This window comes from Streptomyces sp. NEAU-174 (genome assembly GCF_052665095.1).
The window spans coordinates 100,282-126,550 of sequence record NZ_JBQTCE010000005.1; the positions used below are offsets into that span (position 1 = coordinate 100,282).

Below are 26,269 nucleotides of genomic sequence, written 5' to 3' on the forward strand. Positions count from 1 at the left end.
GCGCCTTCCCCCGGTCGGGAGGGGGAAGGCGCCGCGCGGCCGGTCCCGTACGCCGTTGTACGGGCGGAGATCCGGGAAGGCCGGGTCAGACCATGAGGGCCCGGTCGGTGGGGCGGATCGGGGCGGGCAGCTCGCTGGCCCCGGCCAGATAGCGGTCCACCCCGCGCGCCGCTGAGCGGCCCTCGGCGATGGCCCAGACGATCAGCGACTGGCCGCGGCCCGCGTCACCGGCCACGAAGACACCCGGCACATTGGTGGCGAAGTCGGCATCGCGCGCGATGTTGCCGCGCTCGTCCAGCTCCAGGCCGAACTGCTCGACCAGGCCGTTCTGCTGGTCGGTGCCGGTGAAGCCCATGGCGAGGGTGACCAGCTGGGCCGGGATCCTCCGCTCGGTGCCCGGCTTCTGCTCCAGCTTGCCGTCCTTGAACTCCACCTCGATCAGGTGCAGCCACTGGACGTTGCCGTCCTCGTCGCCCTCGAAGTGGGTGGTGGAGACGGAGTAGATCCGCTCGCCGCCCTCCTCGTGGGCCGAGGTGACCTTGTAGAGCATGGGGAAGGTCGGCCAGGGCTGGTTGGGGCTCCGCTCCTCGCCCGGCTTGGGCATGATCTCGAGCTGGGTGACGGAGGCGGCGCCCTGCCGGTGGGCGGTGCCGACGCAGTCCGCGCCGGTGTCGCCACCGCCGATGACCACGACGTGCTTGCCCTCGGCGGTGATGGGGGACGTGGTGAGGTCGCCCTCCTGCACCTTGTTGGCGAGCGGCAGGTACTCCATCGCGAAGTGGATGCCGTTCAGCTCCCGGCCCGGGACCGGCAGATCGCGCGAGGTGGTGGCGCCGGCCGCGATGACCACGGCGTCGTACCGCTTGCGCAGCTTGGCGGCGTCGATGTCACGGCCGATCTCGGTCTCGGTGCGGAACTTGGTGCCCTCCGCGCGCATCTGCTCGATACGGCGGTTGATGTGCCGCTTCTCCATCTTGAACTCGGGGATGCCGTAGCGCAGCAGCCCGCCGATGCGGTCGGCCCGCTCATAGACGGCGACCGTGTGACCGGCCCGGGTCAGCTGCTGGGCGGCGGCCAGACCGGCCGGGCCCGAGCCGATGACGGCGACGGTCTTGCCGCTGAGCCGCTCGGGCGGCTGCGGGGTGACGTCACCGGAGTCCCACGCCTTGTCGATGATGGTGACCTCGACGTTCTTGATGGTCACCGCCGGCTGGTTGATGCCGAGCACACAGGCCGACTCGCACGGGGCGGGGCACAGCCGCCCGGTGAACTCCGGGAAGTTGTTGGTCGCATGCAGCCGCTCGCTGGCCTCGCGCCAGTCCTCCCGGTAGGCGTAGTCGTTCCACTCGGGGATGAGGTTTCCGAGCGGACAGCCGTTGTGGCAGAACGGGATGCCGCAGTCCATGCACCGGCCGGCCTGCTTGCTGATGATCGGCAGCAGCGAGCCGGGGACGTAGACCTCGTTCCAGTCCTTGACGCGCTCCTCCACCGGACGGGTCTCGGCGACCTCGCGGTCAGTGCTCAGGAAGCCCTTGGGGTCAGCCATTGATCGCCGCCTCCATCATCTTCTCGTGGGTCTCGGACTCGGAGAGCCCGGCACGCTCGGCGGCGTCCTTGGCGGCGAGCACGGCCTGGTACGTAGCGGGGATGATCTTGCTGAAGCGGGTGACGGCGGTCTCCCAGTCGTCGAGCAGCGCGCCCGCGACGGTGGAGCCGGTCTCCTCGTGGTGGCGGCGCACCGCGTCGTGCAGCCACCGCTGGTCGGTGTCGTCCAGCGCGCCGAGGGCATCCCGCAGATCGACGTTGACGTTGTCCGGGTCGAGGTCGATCACATACGCGATACCGCCGGACATCCCGGCCGCGAAGTTACGGCCGGTGGGGCCGAGGACGACCGCGTGACCGCCGGTCATGTACTCACAGCCGTGGTCGCCCACGCCCTCGGAGACGACCGTGGCGCCGGAGTTGCGGACGCAGAACCGCTCGCCGACCCGGCCGCGCAGGAACATCTCGCCGCCGGTCGCGCCGTACGCGAGGGTGTTGCCCGCGATCGTCGAGTACTCGGCGAGGTGGTCCGCGCCCCGGTCCGGGCGGACGATCACGCGGCCGCCGGACAGGCCCTTGCCCACGTAGTCGTTGGCGTCGCCCTCGAGCCGCAGCGTGACACCGCGGGGCAGGAACGCGCCGAAGGACTGACCGGCCGAGCCGGTGAAGGTGATGTCGATGGTGTCCTCGGGCAGGCCCTCGCCACCGAACGTACGGGTCACCTCGTGGCCGAGCATGGTGCCGACGGTCCGGTTGATGTTGCGGATCGCGACCTGGGCCCGGACCGGCTCGGCGGCCTCGGCGCTCTCGGCGTTCAGCGCGTCGGCCGCCAGCTTGATCAGCTGGTTGTCGAGCGCCTTGGCCAGGCCGTGGTCCTGCTCGATCGCCTGGTGGCGGACGGCGCCCTCGGGCAGCTCGGGCACGTACAGCAGCGGGGCGAGGTCCAGGCCCTGCGCCTTCCAGTGCTGGACGGCGCGGGTGGTGTCCAGCAGCTCGGCGTGGCCGATGGCCTCGTCCAGGGAGCGGAAGCCCAGCTCGGCGAGGAGCTCGCGGACCTCCTCGGCGATGAACTCGAAGAAGTTCACCACGAACTCGGCCTTGCCGCTGTAGCGCTCGCGCAGCACCGGGTTCTGGGTGGCGATGCCGACCGGGCAGGTGTCCAGGTGGCAGACGCGCATCATCACGCAGCCGGAGACCACCAGCGGCGCGGTGGCGAAGCCGAACTCCTCGGCGCCGAGCAGCGCGGCGATCATCACGTCACGGCCGGTCTTCAGCTGGCCGTCGGTCTGCACCACGATGCGGTCGCGCAACCCGTTGAGCAGCAGCGTCTGCTGGGTCTCGGCGAGGCCGAGCTCCCAGGGGCCGCCCGCGTGCTTGAGCGAGGTGAGCGGCGAGGCGCCGGTGCCGCCGTCGTGGCCGGAGATCAGCACCACATCGGCGTGGGCCTTGGAGACGCCCGCGGCCACGGTGCCGACGCCGACCTCGGAGACCAGCTTGACGTGGATCCGGGCCCGCGGGTTGGCGTTCTTCAGGTCGTGGATCAGCTGGGCGAGATCCTCGATCGAGTAGATGTCGTGGTGCGGCGGCGGGGAGATCAGGCCGACGCCGGGGGTGGAGTGCCGGGTCTTGGCCACCCACGGGTAGACCTTGTGGCCGGGCAGCTGGCCGCCCTCACCGGGCTTGGCACCCTGCGCCATCTTGATCTGGATGTCATCGGAGTTGACCAGGTATTCGCTGGTCACGCCGAAGCGGCCGGAGGCCACCTGCTTGATCGAGGAGCGCCGGGCGGGGTCGTGCAGCCGGTCGGAGTCCTCGCCGCCCTCACCGGTGTTCGACTTGCCGCCGAGCTGGTTCATGGCGATGGCGAGGGTCTCGTGCGCCTCCTGGGAGATGGAGCCGTAACTCATGGCGCCGGTGGAGAACCGCTTGACGATCTCGCTGACCGGCTCGACCTCGTCGATCGGGATCGAGGGGCGCTCGCCCTTGAAGGAGAACAGACCGCGCAGCGTCATCAGCCGCTCGGACTGCTCGTTCACCCGCTCGGTGTACTTCTTGAAGATGTCGTAGCGGCGCGACCGGGTGGAGTGCTGGAGCCGGAAGACCGTCTCGGGGTCGAAGAGGTGCGGCTCGCCCTCGCGGCGCCACTGGTACTCGCCGCCGATGTCCAGCGCGCGGTGGGCGGAGGGGACGCCGGAGGCGGGGTACGCCTTGGCGTGGCGGGCGGCCACCTCCTTGGCGACGACGTCCAGGCCCGCGCCGCCGATCTTGGTGGCGGTGCCGTGGAAGTAGGTGTCCACGAAGGACTCGTCCAGGCCGACGGCCTCGAAGACCTGCGCGCCCCGGTAGGAGGCCACGGTCGAGATGCCCATCTTGGACATGACCTTCAGGACGCCCTTGCCGAGCGCCTTGATGAGGTTCTTGATCGCGGTCTCGGCCTCGATACCGGGCAGGAAGGTGCCGGCCCGGACCAGGTCCTCGACCGACTCCATCGCCAGGTACGGGTTGACGGCCGCGGCGCCGTAGCCGATCAGCAGCGCGACATGGTGCACCTCGCGGACGTCGCCCGCCTCGACCAGCAGCCCCACCTGGGTGCGCTGCTTGGTGCCGATGAGGTGGTGGTGGACCGCGGAGGTGAGCAGCAGCGAGGGGATCGGGGCGTGCTCGGCGTCCGAGTGGCGGTCGGAGAGCACGATCAGCCGGGCGCCGTCCTCGATGGCGCGGTCGGCCTCGGCGCAGATCTCGTCCAGCCGGGCGGCGAGCGCCTGACCGCCGCCACCGACCCGGTACAGGCCCGAGAGGTTCGCCGCCTTGAGGCCCGGCATGTCACCGTCGGCGTTGATGTGGATGAGCTTGGCCAGCTCATCGTTGTCGATCACCGGGAAGGGCAGGGCGACGCTGCGGCAGGAGGCCGCGGTCGGCTCCAGCAGATTGCCCTGCGGGCCCAGCGAGGAGATCAGCGAGGTGACCAGCTCCTCGCGGATCGCGTCCAGCGGCGGGTTGGTGACCTGCGCGAACAGCTGGGTGAAGTAGTCGAACAGCAGCCGCGGCCGCTCGGAGAGCGCGGCGATCGGCGAGTCGGTGCCCATCGAGCCGATCGGCTCGGCGCCGGCCTTGGCCATCGGCGCGAGCAGGACGCGCAGCTCCTCCTCGGTGTATCCGAAGGTCTGCTGACGGCGGGTGACCGAGGCGTGGGTGTGCACGATGTGCTCGCGCTCGGGAAGGTCGGCCAGGTCGATCAGACCGGCCTCCAGCCACTCGCCGTACGGCTCCTCGGCGGCCAGCTCGGCCTTGATCTCGTCGTCCTCGATGATGCGGTGCTCGGCGGTGTCCACCAGGAACATCCGGCCCGGCTGGAGCCGGCCCTTGCGGACCACCTTGGCCGGGTCGATGTCCAGGACGCCGACCTCGGAGGAGAGCACGACGAGGCCGTCGTCGGTGACCCAGTAGCGCCCGGGCCGCAGACCGTTGCGGTCCAGCACGGCGCCGACCTGGACGCCGTCGGTGAAGGTGACACAGGCCGGGCCGTCCCAGGGCTCCATCATCGTGGAGTGGTACTGGTAGAAGGCGCGCCGGGCCGGGTCCATGGAGGGGTGGTTCTCCCACGCCTCGGGGACCATCATCAGCACCGAGTGCGGCAGCGAGCGGCCGCCGAGGTGGAGCAGCTCCAGGACCTCGTCGAAGGTCGCCGAGTCGGAGGCGTCCGGGGTGCAGACGGGGAAGATCCGCTCCAGGCCCTGCTCCCCGAAGAGGTCGCTGACCAGCTGGGACTCCCGGGCCCGCATCCAGTTGCGGTTGCCCTGGACGGTGTTGATCTCACCGTTGTGGGCGACGAAGCGGTACGGGTGGGCCAGCTGCCAGCTCGGGAAGGTGTTGGTGGAGAACCGGGAGTGGACCAGCGCGACGGCCGTGGCGAAGCGGCGGTCGGAGAGGTCCGGGAAGAACGGCTCCAGCTGACCGGTGGTCAGCATGCCCTTGTAGACCAGGGTGCGCGCGGACAGCGAGGGGAAGTAGACCCCCGCCTCGCGCTCGGCGCGCTTGCGCAGCATGAACGCCTTGCGGTCCAGGGCCACGCCGGTGCTGGTGCCGTCGGCGACGAAGAGCTGACGGAAGGCGGGCATGGTGGCCCGGGCGCCGTTGCCCAGCAGCTCGGGGGCGACGGGCACCTCGCGCCAGCCGAGGACGGTCAGGCCCTCCTCGGCGGCGAGCCGCTCGATGTGCTCCGCTGCGGCCGCACCCTCGGTCTCACCCTCCGGGAGGAACGCGATACCCACCGCGTAGGCACCGGCCTCGGGCAGCTCGAAGCCGGTCACACTGGCCCGCAGGAAGGCGTCCGGAACCTGGACCAGGATGCCCGCGCCATCGCCGGAGTCGGGCTCGGAACCGGTGGCGCCGCGGTGCTCGAGGTTCCTCAGCACGGTGAGAGCCTGCTCCACGAGCTCATGGCTGGCCTCGCCGGTGAGGGTCGCCACGAAGCCGACGCCACAGGCGTCGTGCTCATTGCGCGGGTCGTACATCCCTTGGCGGGCAGGGTGGGATGCGGAACGCATCGGCTCTCCCGTCGTCGTCATGGCATTTTGCGTGTGCCGAGGGACGACGTTGGCCCTCCGCGAGAATTTCGTGCAGGTTACATGATGGGGCGAATCCCGGGAAGCGGAAATTCCGTTCCATCATGCGGACACCCCAGGATGGGGTGAGGGTGGGGCAGTACGGGCATTGGGGATGGGGCGACCGGCGTCGCCATGGCGCGGATCGGGCGACACTGCCCAAGCGCTTCGGGCTTATGCCCGCCCGTAAAAGGATCGAAACCGAGGAGTAACGGCGTGATGATCGCGGCTCGCCGTACGACTGTCATCCTACGGCCGTTCCGAAGAAAGCGCCCAGGGCATAGGTCACACCCGCCGCCGCGCCACCCAGCGCCAGCTGCCGCAGCCCGCTGTACCACCAGCTCCGGGCGGTCACCCGCGCCACCACCGCACCGCATCCGAAGAGCCCGATCAGCGCCAGCACCAGGGCCGGCCACAGCGCCGAGGCGCCCAGCAGATACGGCAGCACCGGCAGCAGCGCGCCCAGCGCGAAGGAGCCGAACGAGGAGACCGCCGCGACCAGCGGCGACGGCAGATCGTCCGGGTCCACGCCCAGCTCCTCGCGGGCGTGTATCTCCAGCGCCTGCTCGGGGTCGCGGGAGAGCTGCTCGGCCACCTCACGGGCCAGGGCCGGCTCCACCCCGCGCGACTCGTAGAGCGCGGCCAGCTCCTCCAGCTCGTCCACCGGGTGCTTGCGCAGCTCGCGCCGCTCCACCTCGAGCTCGGCCTGGACCAGATCGCGCTGGGAGGCCACGGAGGTGTACTCACCGGCGGCCATCGAGAAGGCACCGGCCGCGAGGCCCGCGAGACCGGTGATCACGATCGTCTGCCGGTCCACCGCGCCACCGGCCACACCGGTCATCAGCGCCAGGTTGGAGACCAGTCCGTCCATGGCCCCGAAGACGGCGGGGCGCAGCCAGCCGCCGTTCACATCACGGTGGGTGTGGTTGTCGCGGTGGGCGATGTGCGGTGACTCGGCGCTGTCAATGACGGACATATGAAGATGTGCTCCCTTCGAGAAGGGTGTGGCGATGCGGCCCTCACCCCAACGGTTCGAAGGTACGCACGAATTCCCCCGCTCCGCCAGCAAGGAAGGCCGAACTTACCTCGCTGACCTGCGCAAACGCAGAAGGGCCGCCAAACCCCGGGGGGTCCGGCGGCCCGATGGGCGCAGCGCGGGCGCGCGTCAGGGATTCTTGGTGGGCTCCGCCTCGGCGGCCACCGCACCGGCCTCGTCCGCGCCGCCGCGCTTGGCCGCGCCGCCGCTCTTGGCCGCGCCATCGCTCTCGTCCGCGCCGCCGCTCTTGGCCGGGGCGTCGCCGCTCGTCCCGGTGGCCGGGGCCGCGCCGTCCTCGACCGCGGCCGGCTCCACGACCTCCTCGCGGCCCGGGGCCCGCTTCGCGGAGATCACCAGATAGGCCACCGCGGCCAGGAAGACCACGACGGACGTCCAGTTGTTGAGCCTCAGACCCAGCACATGGTGGGCGTCGTCCACCCGGAGGTACTCGATCCAGAAGCGGCCCACGGTGTACGCCGCGACGTAGAGGGCGAACGCCCGGCCATGCCCCAGCGTGAAGCGGCGGTCCGCCCAGATCACCAGCACGGCCACACCGACGCACCACAGCGACTCGTACAGGAAGGTCGGGTGGTACGTGCCGGCCACCCGGCCCGCGTCGGCGTCGCCGTCGATCTTCAGCGCCCAGGGCAGCGTGGTGGCCTTGCCGTACAGCTCCTGGTTGAACCAGTTCCCCCAGCGCCCGATGGCCTGGGCGAAGGCGATTCCGGGGGCGATGGCGTCCGCGTACGCCGGGAGCGGGATCCCCCGGCGGCGGCAGCCGATCCAGGCGCCGAGCGCGCCCAGCGCGATGGCCCCCCAGATCCCCAGGCCGCCCTGCCAGATCTTGAAGGCGTCCACCCAGTCACGGCCGTCGGTGAAGTACAGCTCGTAGTCGGTTATGACGTGGTAGAGGCGGCCGCCGACCAGGCCGAAGGGCACCGCCCAGACGGCGATGTCGGCGACGGTGCCGACCCGGCCGCCACGGGCGACCCAGCGCCGCCCGCCGTACCAGACCGCGACGAAGACGCCGATGATGATGCAGAACGCATAGCCGCGCAGCGGGACCGGACCGAGATAGATCACGCCGGACGACGGGCTGGGAATGTAAGCGAGGAGGTCCATGACAGGACCGACGCTACCGTGCCGGGCGGGAGATGCGGCAACCCACCCGGCAACGGCTGCGTAACAAGGATCTGTACGAGGATCAGTCGCGGGCCGCCGCGAGGACCATGCGCTTGAGCTTGTTGGGGCTCAGCGGCTTCTTGGGGTCGCCGTAGATCGACTTTCCGTCCAGCAGCACGGTCGGCGTGGAGGCGTAGCCGGAGTGGGCGAAGACGTCGTTGGACTTGCGCACCCAGGCGTCGTGCCGGCCGTCCTCGACGCAGCGCCGGAAGGCGGGCGTGACCAGCCCGGGAACCTGGTCCGCGAGCTTGATCAGCCTGCCGTTGTCGGCGTAGGTGTCCCGGGTCTCCTGGGACTGGTGGCGGTAGAGCACATCGTGGTACGCCCGGAACTTCGCGGGGTCCTTGTCCTGGGCGCAGGCCGCCGCGTTGGCGGCGCGGAGCGAACCGGTGCCGCCGAGGTTTCCGTCGATGATCGTCACCAGGTGGTACTCGACCCGCATCCGGCCGCTGTCCTGGAGCTCGTGCACGGTCTTGCGGAAGACGTCCTCGAACTGCTTGCAGCCCGGGCAGCGGAAGTCCTCGTAGACCGTCAGGGTCACCGGGCTCACCTTGCCCGCCTTGCCCGCCTTGCCCTCCTGCGCGGACTTCTCCGACTTCCCCGAGGGGATCACCAGCCGTCCCTTGCCGATGGCTCCGCGCGGCGGCACCAGGGCGCTGCTCGACTTGCCCGAGTCGTCGCCGGTCCTGGACGCGATCATGCCCACGCCCACCGCCGCGCCGAGGACGGCCACCACGGCCCCCAGGACGCCCAGCGTCCGCTTACGCTTGGCGCGCGCCCGGTCCCGCTCGCGCTGTTCCCGCAGGCGCTCTCGGGCGCCGCGCTTTCCCTCACGGTTTCTCTGGCTCACGCCCTCGCCTAACGAGGCGGAGGAGCCCCGCTGAGCTCCTCCACCCCGTTGTTCCCTCGAACGAGCGACTCTCTGAGGGGTGACCGGGGGACCACGCGGCGGAGCCGCATATCGATACTTCCCCCTCCCCTCCCCTTCCCACAGCACCGATATGCGGCTCCGCCGCGTGGCAGGGGCTCCGCCCCTGGACCCCGGAGTCTGGGGCGGGAGCCCCGCTTTCCAGCCCCTCCAGGGGGGCACCATCCAGCGGTAGCTGGGGGAGCTTGAGGAGCGAGGTCCGGGGCGGAGCCCCGCCACCCAGCCCCTCCAGGGGGCACCTCCCAGCGGTAGCTGGGGGAGTTTGAGGAGCGGGGTCTGGGGCGGAGCCCTAGTTTCGGGAAGGGGCGGGGAGGGGAACAGCCCGCCGCAGGCGTCAAGACCCGCCGAACACCCCCTAACGCGCGGTGCGCACCCCCTCCGCCAGCTCACCCGCGAGCTCCCGCAGCCCCGCCAGCCCAGCCTCGGTGTCCCCCTCCGCATCCAGCAGCCCCTTGACAAAGGCCGAGCCCACGATCACCCCGTCGGCGAACGCCGCAACCTCCGCCGCCTGGGTGGCGTTGGAGACGCCAAGGCCCACGCAGACCGGCAGCGAGGTGGTGGAGCGCGTGCGCTCCACCAGCGCGCGCGCCTCCTGGCCCACCGATTCCCTCGTTCCGGTGACACCCATCAGGGACGCCGCGTAGACGAAACCACTGCCCGCCGCCGTGATCTTCGCCAGCCGCTCATCCCGGCTGCTGGGCGCGACCACGAACACGGTCGCCAGACCGTGCTGCTCGGCGGCCTTCCGCCAGATCTCCGACTCCTCGACCGGCAGATCGGGCAGGATGCACCCCGCACCGCCCACCTCGGCGAGATCGGCGGCGAACCGCTCGACGCCGTACCGGTCCACGGGGTTCCAGTACGTCATGCACAGGATCGGGGCGCCGGTGCGGGCGTGCACCTCCCCCACCGTGCGGATCACATCGCGGATCCGGACCCCGTTGCGCAGCGCGATGTCGTCCGCGGTCTGGATCACCGGCCCGTCGAGCACCGGATCGCTGTGCGGCAGCCCGACCTCGACGATGTCGCAGCCGCCCTCGATCATGGCGGTCATCGCGTCCACCGCGCCGTCCACGGTGGGGAAACCGGCGGGCAGATAGCCGACGAGCGCGGCGCGCCCCTCGTCCTTGGCGCCCGCCAGGACGGACCCCAGCAGCTCCAGGTTCCCGGCCATCACTTCGCCCCCTCGTCGCCCTGCTGCTCGTAGAGCCCGAAGTACCGAGCCGCCGTGTCCATGTCCTTGTCACCGCGCCCGGAGAGATTGACCAGCACCAGGCCGTCGCTCCCCAGCTCCCGGCCGAGGTCCAGGGCGCCCGCGAGCGCGTGGGCGCTCTCGATCGCCGGGATGATGCCCTCGGTCTCCGAGAGCAGCCGCAGGGCCCGCATGGCCTCGTCGTCGGTGACCGCCCGGTACTCGGCGCGGCCGATGTCCTTCAGATACGCGTGCTCAGGGCCGACGCCGGGGTAGTCGAGACCGGCCGAGATCGAGTACGGCTCGGTGATCTGGCCGTCCTCGTCCTGGAGGACATAGGACCGGGAGCCGTGCAGGATCCCGGGCTCGCCCTGGCTCAGCGTGGCCGCGTGCTCCCCGGTGGCCACGCCGTGCCCGGCGGGCTCGAAGCCGACGATCCGTACGCTCTCGTCCGGCAGGAAGGCGTGGAACAGCCCGATCGCGTTGGAACCGCCGCCCACACAGGCCGCGACCGCGTCCGGCAGCCGCCCGGTCCGCTCCAGGATCTGCCGCCGCGCCTCCACGCCGATCACCCGGTGGAAGTCGCGCACCAGCGCCGGGAAGGGGTGGGGTCCGGCCACGGTGCCGAAGAGGTAGTGGGTGCGGTCCACATTGGCGACCCAGTCCCGGAACGCCTCGTTGATGGCGTCCTTGAGGGTGCGGCTGCCGGACTTCACGGCGATGACCTCGGCGCCCAGCATCCGCATCCGCGCCACGTTGAGCGCCTGTCGCTGGGTGTCGATCTCGCCCATGTAGATGGTGCACTCGAGCCCGAACAGCGCGCACGCGGTGGCCGTGGCCACCCCGTGCTGACCGGCGCCGGTCTCGGCGATGACGCGGGACTTGCCCATCCGCCGGGTGAGCAGGGCCTGGCCCAGCACGTTGTTGATCTTGTGGGAGCCGGTGTGGTTGAGGTCCTCCCGCTTGAGGAAGACCCGGGCGCCCCCGGCGTGCTCGGCGAACCGCCCCACCTCGGTCAGCGCGCTGGGCCGGCCGGTGTAGTTGACCAGCAGATCCTCGAGCTCGGCCGCGAAGGCGGGGTCCGCCTTGGCCTTCTCGTACTCGGCGGCGACCTCGTCGACCGCGGCGACGAGCGCCTCGGGGATGAACTTGCCGCCGAAGGCACCGAAATACCCCTCGGCGCTGGGCACCTGGCCCTCGGGGTCAGGGATGAAGAAATCAGAGGACATGCGACGTACTCCTCGATCGGGGCAGCGCCCCGTGGCAGGTCGGGGCAGCGCCCCGCGACAGATCGGGGCTGCGCCCCGTGACAGGTGGGATGGATGGGAAAGCGTGCGGCGTGCGCTCAGCGCGCCGCCGCCCGGCGCCATCGCCGCCCGTTGATCTGCCCCGGCTCGCATCCGATGTGGTAGCGCACGCGCCGCCCCCGCACCCGCCTCGCGGGCGCGCGGCAGCCCCGGGGCCGACAGCCCCGTGCCAGGCGCGCGTACGTCTCCATGGTCCGCCGATCCCGCCCCGTCGTCAGTCCCGGCCGTGGCGCAGCGCCGGATGGGCGCCCGCCGCCACCAGATCGGCCACCGCGGCCTTGGGGTCGCGCCCGGTCACCAGGGACTCGCCGACCAGCACCGCGTCCGCGCCGTCGTTGGCGTAGGCGATCAGGTCGTGCGGGCCGCGCACCCCGGACTCCGCGATCTTGACGATATGGTCCGGGATCTCCGGTGCGATCCGGGCGAAGTTCGAGCGGTCCACCTGGAGGGTCTTGAGGTCACGCGCATTGACGCCGATCACCCGGGCCCCGGCGTCGACCGCCCGGGCGGTCTCCTCCTCGTCGTGCACCTCGACCAGGGGCGTCAGCCCGATCGACTCGGCCCGCTCGATGAGCGAGACCAGCGCCTGCTGCTCCAGCGCGGCGACGATCAGCAGGATGACGTCGGCGCCGTGCGCCCGCGCCTCCCACAGTTGGTACGAGGTGACGATGAAGTCCTTACGGAGCACCGGAATGTCGACCTTCGCCCTTACGGCTTCCAGGTCGGCCAGCGATCCGCCGAAGCGCCGCTGCTCGGTCAGCACGCTGATCATGGCCGCGCCGCCCGCCTCGTAGTCCGCGGCGAGCCCGGCGGGGTCGGCGATCGCGGCGAGCGCGCCCTTGGAGGGGCTGGACCGCTTGACCTCGCAGATCACCTTGACGCTGTCGCCCTTGAGCGCCGCGACACCGTCCTTCGCCGGCTGGGCCTTGGCCGCCAGCTCCTTGAGCTCGTCGAGGGCGACGCGCGCCTGCCGCTCCGCGAGGTCGGCACGGACTCCGTCGATGATCTCGTCGAGCACACTCACCGAGCGGCCCCCTTCCGTGACGGGGATGAAGCTTCTGATCTGTACCGGGTGGGGCGGTCCACCGCGTCACCTGGCACTGCGATGGTAGCCGCCGGTAGGCCGAGGTCTCGCATCCGGTTGACGCGGGCGCCCGCCACATGCACTTACACAACAACGGTCACGGCACCAGTAGTCCCCCGAACGGGAAATTCCGGACGATTGTGAAGACCAGGGCCACCACGCCGAGCGCCCCTGCGTGCCACAGCCGCGGCGCGGGGAAGCGTCCGCGTACGCACCACACCACCCAGCAGACGGCGAAGGCCGCGTAACAGCCGACGGCGAGGGCGTTGTCCCGCAGCGCGGCCGCCAGATCGCCATGGGCCAGGGCATGGGCGCCGCGCAGCCCGCCGCAGCCGGGGCAGTACAGCCCGGTGAGCCGTAGCAGCGGGCAGACGGGGTAGTGGCCCGGCTCGCGGGGGTCCACGACGCCGACGTAGCCGAAGGCGGCGAGGACGCCCGCGAGCACGCCGAACGGGGCGGCCAGACGCCGCGTTCGGGGGGCGAGGGCGGTCGGCGGTGGTTCGGTCACACCGCCGAGTCTGCCCCGGCATCGACGAAGGCGCAGCTCAGGGCCGGTGCGCGGGCCTCCGTACGGCGCAGTGCCGATGCGGCTCGGTGCCGAATACGACTCGGTGCCGGATACGGCTCAGCGCCGGATGCGGTGGAGGCGGGCGCGGCCCCGGGCCGCGCCTGCCGCGCCGGGGCTCAGCTCTGGGTCTGGGCCTGGGTCTGGGTCTGGGTCTGCGCCTGCGACTGCGCCGCGGGCTGCGGCTGCGGCGGGTGCTGCGTCTTGGGCATGCCCAGCCCGGCCGCGCGCATCGCCGCGCCGACGACACCGCCGAGGGCGATGATCACCATGCCCGCCCAGAAGCCGAGCGGGTTGGCCGCCACGGTGAACGCGCCGGCGACGCAGAAGCCGATGAAGGCGATGGTGACACCGGTCCAGGCGGCCGGGGTGTGTCCGTGGTCGTGACCCGCCATGAATTCTCCTCGTATCTGTACGCGCCTGGTCCGGGCGCTCGGGGGCGAACGCTCCCAGGCCATTGTCCCCGATGCGCGAAACGCCCTTGAGCGGGGGTGGGACCTTACGGTGCGAGGCGGGAGGGCGGGCGCGAGGGCGGGGCCTACGGGGGTCCGGCGGGCCACCGCGGCGGAGCTTTCCCCTCCCCGCCCCTTCCCGCTACCAGGGGCTCCGCCCCTGGACCCCGGGGGTCTGAGTCCGGGCGGAGCCCTACCACGCGGCGGAGCGCCGTATCGACACCGCAGGGAGGGGCGGAGCCCCGGTCCGGGGTCTCGGGCGGACCCCCAGTTTCGGAGCCTGGAGCGAAGCCCCGGTCCGGGGTCTAAGGCGAAGCCCCAGTCGAGGGTCTGGGGCAGAGCCCCGGTTTCGAGGTCTGGGCGCAGCCCCACCCGGGCCCTGGCGCGCAGCCCCGATCCGGGGTCTGGAGCGAAGCCCCGGTCCGGGATCTGAGACGGAGCCCCGGTCCGCGGTCTGGGGCAGAGCCCCGGTTCCGGGGCCTGGGCGCAGCCCCACCCGGGCCCTGGGACGGAGCCCCGATCCGGGGTCTGGAGCGAAGCCCCGGTCCGGGATCTGAGACGGAGCCCCGGTCCGCGGTCTGGGGCAGAGCCCCGGTTCGGGGCCTGGGCGCAGCCCCACCCGGGCCCTGGACGGAGCCCCGGTCCGCGGTCTGGGGCAGAGCCCCGGTTCGGGGCCTGGGCGCAGCCCCACCCGGACCCTGGACGGAGCCCCGGTCCGCGGTCTGGAGCGCAGCCCCGGTTTCGGGGCCTGGGCGCAGCCCAGGTCCGGGGTCTGGGGCGGAGCCCCAGTTTCGGGAAGGGGCGGGGAGGGGAACAGCCCGCCGCAGGCGGCAAGATCCGCCCGACATCCCTAGGCGCCGCGCTCGGCCTCCCGCCGGGCCGGAGCCTCCGTCGGGTCCTCGCCGCGGTCCAGGGCCTTCCACAGCTCCTCGGGGCGGTCCGGGTCGGGCGTGGTGGCGGCGCCGCGCCGGGCACGGCTCCGGGCCGGGGTGCCCGCGCGCTCGTACCGGCCGGACATGGCGGGCCAGTGGCGGCCGTAGCCCAGGGCGAGCACGCCCGCGAGCAGCAGCAGCACCCCGCCCGCCGCGGCGACCCACGGCCAGGGGGTGTACGCCACGTCGTGGATCGGGCTGTGGGTCAGCCCGCTCACCTTGGACGCCTTCTCCTCCAGCGCCGCCTTGTCGGACGCGCCGAGCGCCGAGCTGACCACGATGCCCGCACCGCTGAGGGCCAGCAGCGCCGCGACGACGACGCGGCCGAGGCGGCGCACGGCGAAGACTGCGACCAGCGCGGCGAGGCCGACGACCGCGAGGGCGCCGGGGAGCCCGGTGATGTCATCGCCGTTGGCGCTCTGCGAGAGGGATCCCTGGGCGACGGAAGCGGTGCCCTCGGCCCATTTGCGGCTGGTGGCCAGCAGGACCATGGCGGCGCCGAGCGCACCGGCGAGCAGGGCGATGGCAAGGCTGCTTCGGCGGCCGCGGGCGGCGGAGGCGGAGGGCTCGTGCTCGGCCCTGGGCTGGGGTACGGCTGCTGAAGTCACGCCTACCACTATCCCCCACCCGGGTACGGGATCGTTCCCGGGTGGGGGATATGGGACCTACCGGGAGCCACTGGCCGTCGGGAGCCACCGCCCTGGGGAGCCACCGGCCGCCGATGAATCACCGCCTCGGGAGCCACCGGCCACCGGGAACGACCGCCCTCAGGAGCCACCCGCCCCCGACGAACCACCGCCTCGGGAGCCACCCGCCGCCGATGAACTACCGACCCAGACAGCCCGCCGCATGCACCGCCCGCAGCACCGCCGCCGCCTTGTTACGGCACTCCGCGTCCTCGGCCACCGGATCGGAGTCGGCGACGATCCCGGCGCCCGCCTGGACATACGCGGTGCCCCCGCGCAGCAGCGCGGTGCGGATGGCGATCGCGGTGTCGGAGTCGCCCGCGAAGTCGAGATAGCCGACACAGCCGCCGTACAGCCCGCGGCGGCTCGGCTCCAGTTCCTCGATGATTTGGAGCGCCCGCGGCTTGGGGGCGCCGGAGAGGGTGCCCGCGGGGAAGCAGGCGGTGAGCACGTCGAAGGCCGTACGGCCTTCGGCAAGGCTGCCGGTGACGGTCGAGACGATGTGCATGACATGGCTGTAGCGCTCGATCGACATGAAGTCGACGACCTCCACGCTGCCCGGCTCGCAGACCCGCCCGAGGTCATTGCGCCCGAGGTCGACGAGCATCAGGTGCTCGGCCCGCTCCTTGGGGTCGGCGAGCAGCTCCTCGGCGAGCGCGGCGTCCTCCTGCGGGGTGGCCCCCCGGTGGCGGGTGCCGGCGATGGGGTGCAGCATGGCCCGGCCGTCCTCGACCTTGACCAGGGCCTCGGGGCTGGAGCCCACCACGTCGAAGCCCTCGAACCGGAAGAGGTACATATAGGGGCTCGGGTTGGTGGCCCGCAGCACCCGGTAGACATCGAGGGCGCTGGCCGAGCACGGCGTCTCGAACCGCTGTGAGGGGACGACCTGGAACGCCTCGCCCGCGCGGATGCGCTCCTTGATGTCGTCCACCGCTGCCATGAAGTCCTCGCCGCCCCACAGCGCGGTGTACTCGGGCAGCTCGGACTCGGGCAGCGCGGCGGGGTCGGTCGCGACGGGGCGGACCAGGTCGGCGGCCATCGCGTCGAGCCGGGCCACGGCGTCCGCGTACGCCTCGTCCACGCCCGTGTCGAGGTCGTTGTGGTTGATCGCGTTGGCGATCAGCAGCACGGTGCCGTCCCAGTGGTCCAGCACCGCGAGGTCCGAGGTGAGCAGCATGGTCAGCTCGGGCAGGCCCAGATCGTCCCGGCCATGCTCGCCGACCTTCTCCAGGCGGCGGACGATGTCGTAGCCGAGGTAGCCGACCATGCCGCCGGTGAACGGCGGCAGCTGGGCCAGCCCGCCGAGGTCACGCGGGGTGTGCAGGGCCTCGACGGTGGCGCGCAGCGCCTGGAGGGGGTCGCCGTCGGTGGGGACACCGACCGGCGGGGTGCCCAGCCAGTGGGTGCGGCCGTCGCGTTCGGTGAGGGTGGCGGCGCTGCGGACGCCGATGAAGGAGTAGCGGGACCAGGAGCGGCCGTTCTCGGCGGATTCGAGGAGGAAGGTGCCGGGGCGCTCGGCGGCCAGCTTGCGGTAGAGGCCCACGGGGGTGTCGCCGTCCGCGAGCAGCTTGCGGCTCACGGGGATGACGCGGCGGTCGGCCGCCAGCTTGCGGAAGGTCTCGAGATCCATCGTGACAGCGTCCTGGGTCTGGGGCTGGGGAGCCCGGCGGGGCACGGGGGCTGAGGGCTCGCTGGGAGCTTGGTCGGGGCGGTGGCCGGTACGCGGACCGGTTTAGTGGACGGTGCGCGGACCCGTCCACTGGGCCTATCGGGCGATCTACTGGGCGGGCTGCGGGCCGGTCTGGCCGCTCTCCGGGCCGAGCGGGAGCTCGTCCGCGTCGAAGCAGGTGCGGTCGCCGGTGTGGCAGGCGGCGCCGACCTGGTCGACCTTGACGAGGACGGTGTCGGCGTCGCAGTCCAGCGCGACGGACTTGACCAGCTGGACATGGCCGGAGGTGTCGCCCTTGACCCAGTACTCCTGGCGGCTGCGGCTCCAGTAGGTGCAGCGGCCGGTGGTGAGGGTGCGGTGCAGCGCCTCGTCGTCCATCCAGCCGAGCATCAGCACCTCACCGGTGTCGTACTGCTGGGCGATGGCGGGCAGTAGGCCGTCGACGCCGCGCTTGAGGCGGGCGGCGAGGGCCGGGTCGAGGGCGGAGGGGCGGTCGGAGCCGGTCATGCGACCATTCTGCACGGCCGGAGGGGGGTCCCCGCGAATGATCTCCGCCGGACCGGGCGCCGGGGCGGAGACAGGGCCGCGAAACCGGGCTGGGAAACCGGCCGGTAGGCCGGGCCCGATGGACGGATTGTCAGTGGAATGGGGCATGCTTCGGGCATGACGTATCCGCCGCCGTCGAACGACCCCAACCGGCCTGGAAACGGCGGGGGGTTCGGTCCACCGCCGCAGCCGCAGCAGCAACCAACGCAGCCGCCGTCCGCGCACCCGCAGCAGCCCGCGCAGGCCCCGCAGGTCCCGCAGGCCCAGCAACCGCAGCAAGGCTTCGGGCCGCCGCCGCCGGCGGACCAGCCCGCGCAGCCGGGTGGGACGGGGCCGCAGCCCCAGCCGGGTCCGCCCGCGCAGCCGAGCGGCGGTTTCGGTCCGCCCACCCCGCCGGCCCTGCTGCCCGGCGGCCCGCCGCCGGGTGCGCTGCCGCCGGGGCCCATACCCCCGGGGGCGCTGCCGCCCCCTCCCCCGCCGCCCGGCACCGGCGGGTCCAGGACCACGGCGATCGTCATCGCGGCGGTGGTGGCCGTGGCGGTGGTCGTCGGCGCGATCGTCATCGGGACCAAGGACGACGGCGGCAAGAAGACGGCGGCCGACACCGGCCCGTCCACCTCGGCCTCGGCCTCGGACCGCCCGCTCTCCTCGCCCTCGGACGCCGAGTCGTCCGCCGCCCCGGCGGGCTCGGAGGACCCCGGCGAGGGCGCGCCACTGGGCGGTGGAAGCGAGGCCCCCGACCGGGATCCGGCCGCCTCGGAGTCGGCGGCCCCGGACGCGTCGGAGTCCGGCGCGCCCGGTGACAAGGTGCCGTATGTGGTGCTCGACCCCGGCCAGTGTTTCGACCACCCGGCGATGGACAGCAGCGTCACCAAGGTCGAGAAGCGGTCCTGCCATGGCCCGCACGACGGTGAGGTGATCGCCAACGAGACGTTGAGCGGCGACTTCTCCACCGAGAAGTCGATTCAGACCAAGGCGCTGGCGCTGTGCGCGACGGATGCCAAGAAGCGGCTCAAGAGCGTCCCCAACGACGGGCGGATGTACTACTACTACGCGCTGTACCCCGCGTTGGGCACGTACTCCATCCAGGGGGAGGACCAGGTCTCCTGCGCGCTCACGCTGAGCGCCGGGCGCGACGGCAAGAAGCTGAGCAAGCCCCTGCCGGGTTAGTCGGCGCGTGTCGCCGGTTAGGCGGGGCGTGTCGCCCGGCGGACCGTGTCGCCTGCGGCGGACTGCTCCCCTCCCCGCCCCTTCCCACAACTGGGGCTCCGCCCCAGACCCCGCTCCTCAAACTCCCCCAGCTACCGCTGGGAGGTGCCCCCTGGAGAGGCTGGAAGGCGGGGCTCCGCCGCAGACCCCGGACGGGGGCCCCAGACCCCGGACCGGGGCGCCGGCCCGGAGCCCGCGCCTGGGTCGCGCCCCGGATCCTGGAATCCAGGGGCGAAGCCTCTGCCACCCGGCGGAGTCGCACACCCCGTAGGCCCTGACGCAGCCGCCCCGGCGGGGCGCGCGGGGGCGCTCCTCGTGGCAGGGGGCGGGCCGCGGTCGTAGGGTGGGCGCATGTCCACTCACGCTAAGCGCGAACGCCTGCTCCTCGCCGACCTCTTGGACGGTGCGGGCCCTGCGGCCCCGACGCTGTGCGAGGGCTGGAGTACCCGCGATCTGGCGGCCCATCTGGTGGTCCGCGAGCGCCGCCCCGACGCGGCCGCCGGGGTGCTGGTCAAGCCGCTGGCCGGGCGGCTGGCCCGAGTGCAGGAGGAGTTCGCGGCGCGGCCGTACGAGGAGCTGCTCCAGCTGTTCCGCACCGGCCCGCCACGTATGTCGCCGTTCGCGCTGAAGCAGGTGGACGAGGCGGCCAACAGCTTCGAGTTCTACGTCCACGCCGAGGATGTCCGCCGCGCCCAGCCGGACTGGACGCCGCGCGAGCTGGACCCGGTCTTCGCCGACACGCTGTGGTCCCGCATCGAGCGCGGCGCCCGGATCTTCGGCCGCCGCTCCCCCGTCGGCCTGGTGCTGCGGCGCCCGGACGGCCGTACGGCGGTGGCCCACCGCGGCACCCCGGTCGTCACGGTCACCGGTGAACCGGGCGAGCTGGCGCTCTTCCTCACCGGCCGCCAGGATTCCGCCCGGGTCGAGCTGGAGGGCGACAAGGACGCCGTGGCCAAGGCGCACAAGGCCAAGCTGGGCATCTGAGAGGCCAAGCTGGGCATCTGAGCCGCCCGCCGGACGCGAAGTCGAACGCGAAGCGTCCCCGTCCGCGCGCCGCGGACGGGGACGACACCGGGGGGATCCCCTAACAGGTCTCGCGAACGTAGCCGTCCTCGCCCGCCGGAGAGACGCCCTCGTCCCGCCGGACGACGCTGAGCCGGTCGCCCCAGCCGTCGCACGCCTTGGCGAAGCCCTCGTCGCCGTACTCGACCACCACCACGTGGTCGTCGTACGCCTTCGCGAACTCACCGCACTCGTCGTACTCGCCGCACTCCTCGACCACCGCGAAGTCCAGCCCGGCCGCCTTCCGGTCGGGCAGCAGCTCCGCGGTGTTCTTCTGCGCGATGGCCAGCCCCTGGGCGTGCGCGTGCTCCGACAGCAGGGCCATGAACGCCTTGGCGTGAGCGGTGGTCAGCAGCTTCTTGGAGCGTTCGTAGCTGTCGTAGTTGTCGGGCTCGACGGCGTCGAAGCCCTTGTCGGCGCAGCCGTCGATCCAGCCGTCGACCTTGTCCGCCACCCGCTCGCGCTTCTCGGCGGTACGGAGGTCGAGCAGCGGTTCCTTCCACTTGGTGTCGATGACGAGATCGCCGTTGCGGTCGCGCAGCAGCAGGTCGTCCGGCCACTGGTCGCGCTCGCCCGGCTGGACCTGGAAGGCGTTGACGTAGCAGATGTTGTACAGCCCCTTCGCCGGGGAGTCCCCGCGGTCGCGGCTGACGATGTCGACACCCTTAGGCGGGGTGTACGCCCCGCCGATCTGGTAGTCGAAGCCACCGTGGACGGGCGGCAGCGCCACTTCGGACGCGCTGGCTCCCGAGGACATGGACACGGTCACGACGGCGGCCGCGGCGGCGGCGGCCGTCACGACCGACGCGAGGGCCCAGCGGCGACGAAGGCGTGCGGCATGGCTGGCTGGCATGAAAGCTCCAACACTCGCGGGTAGCGTCCCCGCCTCGGATGGCATCCGCCGTCCTGGCGACTGTGTCCGGGCTCGGGACCGGCACCGGGTCCCCTACCGGCTGGGCGCACCTCTTGCGCGGCACGGGGCAGATACACCGTGCGGCTGCTGCGATCAAAGCGGGCCCCGGCAACGGCGTCAAGTCGGCCGTCCCGCTGGATCGGATGGCGTCACATCGGCCGTCCCCCGGACCGGACGGCGTCAAGTCGGCTGTTCCCCTGGACCGGACGGCGTCACATCGCCCGCCCGCCGGACCAGATCCGCTGGAGCGGCCGGTAGTCGATCACCACGATGCCCTCCTCCGCCAGCAGTTCGCGGGCCCGCGCCGACGTCAGGAACGCGTGGTCGCCATGGCGCACCCGCCAGTGTCAGCCGCCGCCACCGATCGCCCCACCGGTTTTCCGCCCGCCCCTCCCGTACGGGCCGCCCCTCCCTGACCGCCCGCCCCTACTGGGCGCTCGCGGCCGGGCGCACCACGATCTCGTTGACGTCCACCTCGGGCGGCTGCCCGACGGCGTACGCGATGGCGTCGGCGATCGCGGAGGCGGGGATGGCCACCGAGCGGTAGGTCTTCATGGCCTCGCGGGCGCTCGCATCGGAGATGGACTCGGCGAGTTCGGACTCGGTCACACCCGGGGAGACCAGGCTGACCCGGATGTCACCGGCCGACTCCTGGCGTAGCCCCTCCGAGATGGCCCGTACGGCGAACTTGGTGGCGCAGTACACCGCGGCGGTGGGCGACACCTCGTACGCCCCGACCGAGGCGACGTTCACGACATGCCCGCCGCCCTGCTCCCGCATCACCGGCAGCGCCGCGGCGATGCCGTACAGCACACCGCGCACATTCACATCGAGCATCCGGTCCCACTCGTCGACCTTCAGCGCCTCGAGCGGCGACAGGGGCATCACCCCGGCGTTGTTGACCATCACATCCACCCGCCCGAACCGCTCCCGGGCAGCCGCCACGAAGGCCCGCATGTCGTCGGCCGCGGTGACGTCAAGCCGCTGGTACGCCGCGCTGCCGCCCTCGGCGGTGATCTCCCCGGCCAGCTCCCCCAGCCGCTCGGTCCGCCGCGCCCCCAGATAGACCCGGTGCCCGTCGGCGGCGAGCCGGCGCGCGGTCGCCGCCCCGATTCCGCTGCTGGCCCCGGTGATGAGCACGACCTTGCCGGTCCCGGTCATGGCGTTCATGGCGTTCATGGCGGTGTCCCTTTCCGTCCTGGTGCCGCTCTGTTCCGACCCCACCGAGTCTGCGCAGGTCAGGACCCCCGTACCAGGACGCGCTCCTCCTGGGTGCGACACTCCCAGTCAGCACGGCACGAGGGGCGGAGGCCAGTTCCGCCACCGCTGGGACACGAAGGGGAGCGCACCGACAATGGGCCGACAGCACACCTACCGCGCCACCGTCCGGTGGACCGGTAACACCGGTTCGGGGACGAGTGGTTACCGGGACTACGGGCGGTCGCACGACATCTTCGGCGAGGGGAAGCCGACCCTGCGGGGCAGTGCCGATCCGGCGTTCCTGGGGGATCCGGAGTGCTGGAATCCGGAGGAGTTCCTGCTGGCCTCGCTCTCGCAGTGCCACATGCTGACCTACCTCTCCGTATGCGCCCGGGACGGGGTGACGGTCACGGCGTACGAGGACGTCGCCGCCGGGGTCATGGAGGAGACGGCCGGGCACAGCGGGCGCTTCACCGAGGTGGTGCTCAATCCGGTGGTCACCGTCGCGGACGAGGCGATGCTGGAGCGGGCGCGTTCGGCGCACGAGGACGCCCATCGGGCGTGCTTCATCGCCAACTCGGTCAACTTCCCCGTTCGCCACCAGCCGGCCGTCCGGGTCGGCTGAGCTCAGGCCGCCCCCAAGGTGGGGTAGTCCGTGTAGCCGGTCTCGCCGCCCACGTACATCAGGTAGGCGTCCCGGATGGGGTTGAGCGGGGCGCCGGTGCGCAGGCGGGTCACCAGGTCGGGGTTGGCGAGGAAGGTGCGGCCGAGGGCGATCAGGTCGGCGCCTTCGGCCAGCAGCGCCCGGGCCTGGCGCATACCGCCGTCGGCGGGTACGCCGTCGCCGGGCAGTGACGGGTTGGCGATCAGCGTGGCCGGCCAGGAGGCGCGGAGCTCCCGGAAGAGGGGCTGGTCCGGCCGGGCGCGGACGATGTGCAGATAGGCGAGACCGGTGTCCGCGAGCTCCTTGATGAGCGCGGGGTAGAGGGCCTCGGTGTCGCCCTCCTCGATGCCGTTGACGGTCGATCCGGGCGAGACGCGCAGCCCCACCCGCTCGGGGCCGATCGCGTCGGCGACGGCGTGGACCACCTCGGCCACGAACCGGACGCGCCCGGCCACCGAGCCGCCGTAGGCGTCCGTGCGGCGGTTGGTGCCCTGGGCCAGGAACTGGTGGAGGAGGTAGCCGTTGGCGGCGTGCACCTCCACTCCGGCGAAGCCCGCGCTCCGGGCGTTGCGCGCGGCGGCGGCGAAGTCGGCAATCGTGGAACGGATCTCGTCAAGCGTCATTTCGCGCGGTACGACGGCCTCCTGATGGCCGTTCGGAGTGAAGATCGTCTCCGGGAGCGGCACCGGCGAGGGCGCCACCGGGAGCAGCCCGCTGGTCTCCGGGTGGCCGACCCGGCCGCCGTGCTGGAGCTGGAGGAACATCCGGCCGCCCGCCGCGTGCACCGCGTCGGTCACCCGCCGCCACCCGGCCACCTGCGCCGCGTTGTGGATCGCGGCGATGTCGGGGTAGGTCTGCCCCACCGCGTTGGGCGTGGCGGCCTCGGCGACGATCAGCCCGGCCGTGGCGCGCTGGGCGTAGTAGGTGGCCATGATCGGCAGGGGCACGCCGTCGGCGGCGGCACGGTTACGCGTCATCGGCGCCATGACCAGGCGGTTGGGGAGGTCGAGGGGGCCGAGCCGGGCGGGTTCGAAGAGGCTGGGTATCTCGGGTGTGTGCGTCATGCGGGTACGGTAGAACTTGCCATTGATGTCAGATTCAAGCCCGGACCGGCAGACGAGGTGAGGCGAGGAATGCGGATCGGCGAACTGGCCCGGCGCACCGGCGTCAGCGAGCGCTCGCTGCGCTACTACGAGCAGCAGGGCCTGATGACGGCCGAGCGCACCCCAGGCGGCCATCGCGAGTACGGGGCGGGCGCGGTGGACCGCGTCATCCGCATCCAGGAGCTGTACGCCGCGGGGCTGTGCAGCGAGAAGATCGCCCAACTGCTCCCCTGCATGCGGGACTCGGACGGCGGCCCGTCGCGGAGGGCCAACGGGCAGCTGGTCTCCGATCTGACGGTGGAGCGGGAGCGCATCGACCGCATGATCGCGGACCTGCTCCGCTCCCGTGAGGTCCTGGACGAGGTGATCGAGGCGGCGTCGGTCCCGGCCGAGTAGCCGGACGCCCCACCCCGCGCCCCCCCAACGGCGCGCCGCCTACACGGCGCGCCGACGCCTCAGCGGACCGGGTGCCCCGCGTCCCGCAGCGCGTCCTTCACCTGGCCGATCCGCAGATCGCCGAAGTGGAAGACGGAGGCCGCGAGCACCGCGTCGGCCCCCGCGTCGATCGCCGGCGCGAAGTCGGCCGCCTTGCCGGCGCCGCCGCTGGCGATCACCGGGACGGTCACATGCTTGCGGACGGCCTCGATCATGGCCGTGTCGTAGCCGTCCTTGGTGCCGTCCGCGTCCATGGAGTTCAGCAGGATCTCCCCCGCGCCCAGCTCCGCCGCGCGGTGGGCCCACTCGACGGCGTCGATACCGGTGCCACGGCGGCCGCCGTGGGTGGTGACCTCGTAGCCGGACGGGGTCACCGTCCCCTCGGGGCAGCGGCGGGCGTCGACCGAGAGGACCAGCACCTGGCTGCCGAAGCGCTCGGCGATCTCGCGGATCAGCTCGGGGCGGGCGATGGCGGCGGTGTTGACGCCGACCTTGTCCGCCCCGGCGCGCAGCAGCTTGTCGACGTCCTCCGGGGTGCGGACGCCGCCGCCGACCGTGAGCGGGATGAAGACCTGCTCGGCGGTGCGGCGGACCACGTCGTAGGTGGTCTCGCGGTCGCCCGAGGAGGCGGTGATGTCGAGGAAGGTGAGCTCGTCCGCGCCCTCCTCGCCGTAGATCTTGGCCATCTCGACCGGGTCGCCCGCGTCGCGCAGATTCTGGAAGTTGACGCCCTTGACGACCCGGCCGTTGTCCACGTCCAGGCAGGGGATGACTCGGACCGCCAGGGTCATGACTGTCGTGCTCCTCGGAATGCTTCCAGTTCGACTTCCACCAGGACCCGCGAGTCGACGAAGCCGGACACCACGACCAGCGTCGCGGCGGGGCGCACGGCGTCGAAGAGCTCCTTGTGCGCGCGGCCCACCTCGTCCACGTCGCGGGCGTGGGTGAGGTACATACGGGTGCGGACCACCGACTCGATGCCGAGGTCGAACCTCTTCAGCGCGTCCAGCGCATGGCGGAAGGCCGCGAGCGTCTGCTCGTACGGATCCCCCTCGCCCTCCAGGACGCCGCGCTCGGCGAGCGGCATCGTCCCGGCGACGAGCACCAGGTCACCGGCCTCGACGGCCCGGGCGAACCCGATGGTCTGCTCCCAGGGACTCTCGGTCTGGACCCGTCGCCCGATCTCGGGTGAGGTCATACGGCCACCGCCTCCAACGCCTCTTCCAAGGTGAATGCCTTGGCGTAGAGCGCCTTGCCCACGATGGCGCCCTCGACACCTTCCGGTACCAGGGTCGCAAGGGCACGCAGGTCGTCAAGCGAGGAAACGCCGCCGGAAGCGACGACGGGGCGGTCGGTCGCGGCGCAGACATTGCGCAGCAGCTCCAGGTTGGGGCCCTGGAGGGTGCCGTCCTTGGCGATGTCGGTGACGACGTAGCGGGCGCAGCCCTCGGAGTCGAGACGGGCCAGCGTCTCGTACAGATCGCCGCCGTCCCGGGTCCAGCCGCGGCCGCGCAGCGTGGTGCCCCGCACATCGAGGCCCACGGCGATGAGGTCGCCGTGCTCGGCGATGACCTTGGCGACCCACTCGGGGGTCTCCAGGGCGGCCGTGCCGAGGTTCACCCGGGCGCAGCCGGTGGCCAGGGCGGCGGCCAGCGAGGCGTCGTCGCGGATCCCGCCGGACAGCTCGACCTTGAGGTCCATGGCGCGGGCCACCTCGGCGATCTGCGCGCGATTGTCCCCGGTGCCGAAGGCGGCGTCGAGGTCCACCAGATGCAGCCACTCGGCGCCCGCCCGCTGCCAGGCCAGGGCGGCCTCCATCGGATCGCCGTACGACGTCTCGGAGCCGGACTCGCCGTGCACGAGGCGGACGGCCTGGCCGTCGCGGACATCGACGGCGGGGAGGAGTTCGAGGCGGTTCGTGCGCATGCGGACAACCTTCGGTGAGAGCGTGCGGGCGG

25 protein-coding genes are annotated in these 26,269 nt (G+C 72.2%); 4 read left to right on the forward strand and 21 right to left on the reverse strand.

Annotation, left to right across the window (positions count from 1 at the left end):
* Window positions 1-85: 85 nt before the first annotated feature.
* From ACT2CW_RS16125 to hisI, 14 genes are all read right to left on the reverse strand, one after another.
* A complete protein-coding gene (locus ACT2CW_RS16125; RefSeq protein ID WP_445517068.1) occupies window positions 86-1,546 on the reverse strand; it encodes a glutamate synthase subunit beta in 1,461 nt (486 codons plus the stop codon).
* A complete protein-coding gene (gene gltB / locus ACT2CW_RS16130; RefSeq protein WP_445517069.1) occupies window positions 1,539-6,089 on the reverse strand; it encodes a glutamate synthase large subunit in 4,551 nt (1,516 codons plus the stop codon). The genes ACT2CW_RS16125 and gltB overlap by 8 nt, the downstream gene beginning before the upstream one ends.
* A gap of 301 nt (window positions 6,090-6,390) precedes the next feature.
* Window positions 6,391-7,122, reverse strand: coding sequence for a VIT1/CCC1 transporter family protein (locus ACT2CW_RS16135; protein WP_164434226.1), 732 nt, complete (start codon window positions 7,120-7,122; stop codon window positions 6,391-6,393).
* 189 nt (window positions 7,123-7,311) lie between these two features.
* Window positions 7,312-8,304 (reverse strand): prolipoprotein diacylglyceryl transferase, encoded by a 993-nt coding sequence (lgt, locus tag ACT2CW_RS16140; RefSeq protein ID WP_445517070.1) that lies wholly within the window; start codon window positions 8,302-8,304, stop codon window positions 7,312-7,314.
* Between the two features lie 82 nt (window positions 8,305-8,386).
* Window positions 8,387-9,214 carry a DsbA family protein gene (locus ACT2CW_RS16145; RefSeq protein WP_445517071.1) on the reverse strand — a complete coding sequence of 276 codons (828 nt, stop codon included), beginning with the start codon at window positions 9,212-9,214 and terminating at the stop codon, window positions 8,387-8,389.
* Between the two features lie 433 nt (window positions 9,215-9,647).
* Window positions 9,648-10,466: a tryptophan synthase subunit alpha gene (gene trpA, locus ACT2CW_RS16150; protein WP_445517072.1), complete on the reverse strand. Its 819-nt coding sequence runs from the start codon at window positions 10,464-10,466 to the stop codon at window positions 9,648-9,650.
* On the reverse strand, window positions 10,466-11,713 hold the full coding sequence (gene trpB / locus ACT2CW_RS16155; protein WP_037948879.1) for a tryptophan synthase subunit beta: 1,248 nt from the start codon (window positions 11,711-11,713) through the stop codon (window positions 10,466-10,468). Before trpB ends, trpA begins: the two co-directional genes overlap by 1 nt.
* Before the next feature lie 116 nt (window positions 11,714-11,829).
* The gene (trpM, locus tag ACT2CW_RS16160; RefSeq protein WP_369075658.1) at window positions 11,830-11,982 is read right to left on the reverse strand and encodes a tryptophan biosynthesis modulator TrpM; all 153 of its coding nucleotides are present in this window, start codon (window positions 11,980-11,982) and stop codon (window positions 11,830-11,832) included.
* Between the two features lie 23 nt (window positions 11,983-12,005).
* A complete protein-coding gene (gene trpC, locus ACT2CW_RS16165; RefSeq protein ID WP_164434232.1) occupies window positions 12,006-12,815 on the reverse strand; it encodes an indole-3-glycerol phosphate synthase TrpC in 810 nt (269 codons plus the stop codon).
* Window positions 12,816-12,972: 157 nt separating this feature from the next.
* A complete protein-coding gene (locus ACT2CW_RS16170) occupies window positions 12,973-13,383 on the reverse strand; it encodes a DUF2752 domain-containing protein (RefSeq protein ID WP_445517073.1) in 411 nt (136 codons plus the stop codon).
* A 176-nt stretch (window positions 13,384-13,559) separates the two neighbouring features.
* Window positions 13,560-13,835: an HGxxPAAW family protein gene (locus ACT2CW_RS16175; protein ID WP_445517074.1), complete on the reverse strand. Its 276-nt coding sequence runs from the start codon at window positions 13,833-13,835 to the stop codon at window positions 13,560-13,562.
* A gap of 907 nt (window positions 13,836-14,742) precedes the next feature.
* Window positions 14,743-15,432 carry a TIGR02234 family membrane protein gene (locus tag ACT2CW_RS16180; RefSeq protein WP_445517075.1) on the reverse strand — a complete coding sequence of 230 codons (690 nt, stop codon included), beginning with the start codon at window positions 15,430-15,432 and terminating at the stop codon, window positions 14,743-14,745.
* A 217-nt stretch (window positions 15,433-15,649) separates the two neighbouring features.
* A complete protein-coding gene (locus ACT2CW_RS16185) occupies window positions 15,650-17,185 on the reverse strand; it encodes an anthranilate synthase component I (RefSeq protein WP_445517076.1) in 1,536 nt (511 codons plus the stop codon).
* Window positions 17,186-17,287: 102 nt separating this feature from the next.
* Complete coding sequence (gene hisI, locus ACT2CW_RS16190; protein WP_445517077.1) at window positions 17,288-17,686, reverse strand: phosphoribosyl-AMP cyclohydrolase; 399 nt, start codon at window positions 17,684-17,686, stop codon at window positions 17,288-17,290.
* Between the two features lie 156 nt (window positions 17,687-17,842).
* On the opposite strand from hisI, the gene ACT2CW_RS16195 reads away from it, so the two are divergent.
* Window positions 17,843-18,895 carry a hypothetical protein gene (locus ACT2CW_RS16195; RefSeq protein ID WP_445517078.1) on the forward strand — a complete coding sequence of 351 codons (1,053 nt, stop codon included), beginning with the start codon at window positions 17,843-17,845 and terminating at the stop codon, window positions 18,893-18,895.
* A gap of 390 nt (window positions 18,896-19,285) precedes the next feature.
* A complete protein-coding gene (locus tag ACT2CW_RS16200) occupies window positions 19,286-19,918 on the forward strand; it encodes a TIGR03085 family metal-binding protein (RefSeq protein ID WP_445517079.1) in 633 nt (210 codons plus the stop codon).
* A 100-nt stretch (window positions 19,919-20,018) separates the two neighbouring features.
* Here ACT2CW_RS16200 and ACT2CW_RS16205 read toward each other — a convergent pair whose 3' ends face one another.
* The 3 genes from ACT2CW_RS16205 to ACT2CW_RS16215 all read right to left on the reverse strand — a co-directional run bounded on the left by ACT2CW_RS16205 (window position 20,019) and on the right by ACT2CW_RS16215 (window position 22,079).
* Complete coding sequence (locus ACT2CW_RS16205; RefSeq protein WP_138911128.1) at window positions 20,019-20,849, reverse strand: endo alpha-1,4 polygalactosaminidase; 831 nt, start codon at window positions 20,847-20,849, stop codon at window positions 20,019-20,021.
* A gap of 272 nt (window positions 20,850-21,121) precedes the next feature.
* Window positions 21,122-21,247 (reverse strand): hypothetical protein, encoded by a 126-nt coding sequence (locus ACT2CW_RS16210; RefSeq protein ID WP_445517080.1) that lies wholly within the window; start codon window positions 21,245-21,247, stop codon window positions 21,122-21,124.
* Between the two features lie 88 nt (window positions 21,248-21,335).
* Complete coding sequence (locus ACT2CW_RS16215) at window positions 21,336-22,079, reverse strand: SDR family oxidoreductase (RefSeq protein ID WP_164428895.1); 744 nt, start codon at window positions 22,077-22,079, stop codon at window positions 21,336-21,338.
* Window positions 22,080-22,263: 184 nt separating this feature from the next.
* Between ACT2CW_RS16215 and ACT2CW_RS16220 the strand changes: the two genes are divergently transcribed.
* A complete protein-coding gene (locus tag ACT2CW_RS16220) occupies window positions 22,264-22,734 on the forward strand; it encodes an OsmC family protein (RefSeq protein WP_164428718.1) in 471 nt (156 codons plus the stop codon).
* Window positions 22,735-22,736: 2 nt separating this feature from the next.
* Here ACT2CW_RS16220 and ACT2CW_RS16225 read toward each other — a convergent pair whose 3' ends face one another.
* The gene (locus ACT2CW_RS16225) at window positions 22,737-23,837 is read right to left on the reverse strand and encodes an alkene reductase (protein ID WP_445517081.1); all 1,101 of its coding nucleotides are present in this window, start codon (window positions 23,835-23,837) and stop codon (window positions 22,737-22,739) included.
* Between the two features lie 69 nt (window positions 23,838-23,906).
* Between ACT2CW_RS16225 and ACT2CW_RS16230 the strand changes: the two genes are divergently transcribed.
* Complete coding sequence (locus ACT2CW_RS16230; protein ID WP_445517082.1) at window positions 23,907-24,272, forward strand: MerR family transcriptional regulator; 366 nt, start codon at window positions 23,907-23,909, stop codon at window positions 24,270-24,272.
* Window positions 24,273-24,331: 59 nt separating this feature from the next.
* Here ACT2CW_RS16230 and hisF read toward each other — a convergent pair whose 3' ends face one another.
* Genes hisF through priA form a run of 3 tightly spaced genes read right to left on the reverse strand, consistent with a single transcriptional unit; the run spans window position 24,332 to window position 26,237 of the window.
* A complete protein-coding gene (hisF, locus tag ACT2CW_RS16235) occupies window positions 24,332-25,102 on the reverse strand; it encodes an imidazole glycerol phosphate synthase subunit HisF (protein WP_164428724.1) in 771 nt (256 codons plus the stop codon).
* Complete coding sequence (locus tag ACT2CW_RS16240; protein ID WP_137977536.1) at window positions 25,099-25,509, reverse strand: Rid family hydrolase; 411 nt, start codon at window positions 25,507-25,509, stop codon at window positions 25,099-25,101. Before ACT2CW_RS16240 ends, hisF begins: the two co-directional genes overlap by 4 nt.
* Entirely contained in the window at window positions 25,506-26,237 is a 732-nt protein-coding gene (priA, locus tag ACT2CW_RS16245; RefSeq protein ID WP_445517083.1) for a bifunctional 1-(5-phosphoribosyl)-5-((5-phosphoribosylamino)methylideneamino)imidazole-4-carboxamide isomerase/phosphoribosylanthranilate isomerase PriA, read from the reverse strand. Before priA ends, ACT2CW_RS16240 begins: the two co-directional genes overlap by 4 nt.
* Window positions 26,238-26,269 lie beyond the last annotated feature (32 nt).